General features: G+C 44.4%; 2 protein-coding genes. One reads left to right on the forward strand and one right to left on the reverse strand.

The window, feature by feature from the left end; genetic code table 11:
* The coding region (locus ACO6UY_RS24660) for a hypothetical protein (RefSeq protein ID WP_422469170.1) at positions 1 to 219 on the forward strand (219 nt) is incomplete at its 5' end.
* Here ACO6UY_RS24660 and ACO6UY_RS24665 read toward each other — a convergent pair.
* A complete protein-coding gene (locus ACO6UY_RS24665) occupies positions 216 to 1,400 on the reverse strand; it encodes an ISAs1 family transposase (RefSeq protein WP_422445646.1) in 1,185 nt (394 codons plus the stop codon). The genes ACO6UY_RS24660 and ACO6UY_RS24665 overlap by 4 nt on opposite strands.
* Between the last annotated feature and the right edge of the window lie 67 nt (positions 1,401 to 1,467).

Genomic DNA, 1,467 nt, shown 5'->3' on the forward strand with positions numbered 1-1,467 from the left:
CAGGGTGGTCGCATCAGATGCACCATAGTTCATATTTTTGCTCTGCTCATGACTGCCAACATTGCAGATCGAATATTCTCAGACAATCCAGCGCGTATTTTAGGCAGGATTGATGAAAAGAAACCAAAATATGGAAAATTGACACAAAAAGCCACCGGCCTCACACGAAGCTTGTACCTTGTGCTGCTTCTGCAGCCTGAATTTAAACTCGCTGTTTAGTCAGGATAAAACTTCTCAAGTACCAGCTCGGTTCGATAGTCCTGATCTAACCCTGCCAGTTCAATCCGGCCTGACATACTCTCTTTCTCAAACCGGCTACTTTGTTTGTGTACATTAAAACACCACCGCCTTACAGTCGCAACGTTCTTTGCCGCTGTTCGCTCATGGATTTTAGAGGCATCTTCTTGAAAGCTGACATCCAGTGACAAGTGTTGTCCATTTTCTATACTCCAATGATTGCGTACTGCTGCCAGCACACTGGAGGCTGTCATCTCTCGGCTCTCTATATAAAAATGCAATTCAGTTGTTTGTTTTTTACCAACCAATCTGTCTCTCTGGATAACCGAAAACTGCTTAAGGCCAGGCCACTCATGCTTGGGGTCTATATCCTCAATGTCGTTAAAAACCCAACAACGCCGGTGTTCTTGACGCCCCCGATTTTTCTCCATCGATTCTGCAAAGGCTGGTTCGTCATCAGCAGGTTCCGGATCATCCGGGTGTTCTTCAATGTACTTTGAAAAATATGCTTCGATATTACTGCTCAGAGTCGGCTGATTGTCCTTGGCGCAGAGCAGGTAATCAGCTTTTTTATCAATGATTTTTTTGCAAATATTTTTCTGACACCCCATGGCATCACTGGTAATCAAGGCTCCTTCGAGAAAAAGCACATCGATAACTTCGGGAATGGCAGTAATCTCATTGGACTTCTTATCAACGGGGGTAAAACCTAATATAAGCTTAAGTTCTGAACTGTAAGCACTGACCATATGGACCAACTTCTTGCCTTTAGCTGGACGTGAGCCACGCAGAGCCTTGCCGTCAATAGCTATGACATTGTCGTTTTTTTCTGGATGAGGCCCCATTTTACGAGCATTTATCTCAGATATTGTGTCGCTTACCCAATCGATAAATAACTGCGTAAAAGCTTCTGGGTCAAGCAGCTTGCATACTGTTGCAATAGTGTGATGGGTAGGGAAGCCAAATTTATAAGGAAAAAACTGACGAAACCAGCGTCGGTTGTATTTAGCGAACCGCTCCATGCCTTGCCATGTGGTGTAACCACTCAAAATACTGACATAAACGATAAATAAGACTTCTGGAAGAGGGTATGTAACGTGTATATCGCTACGAGGCTCAGTTAGCGATTGAATCCTGACGACCATTGGTGTGTAGTTGGCCATTGTCGTACCTCTGGCTATACCGGAGGTATGTTAATAGTACATATGTGCACCTCATGCTACCGCCCTG

Source organism: Endozoicomonas sp. ALE010 (genome assembly GCF_049310165.1).
GTDB lineage: Bacteria > Pseudomonadota > Gammaproteobacteria > Pseudomonadales > Endozoicomonadaceae > Endozoicomonas.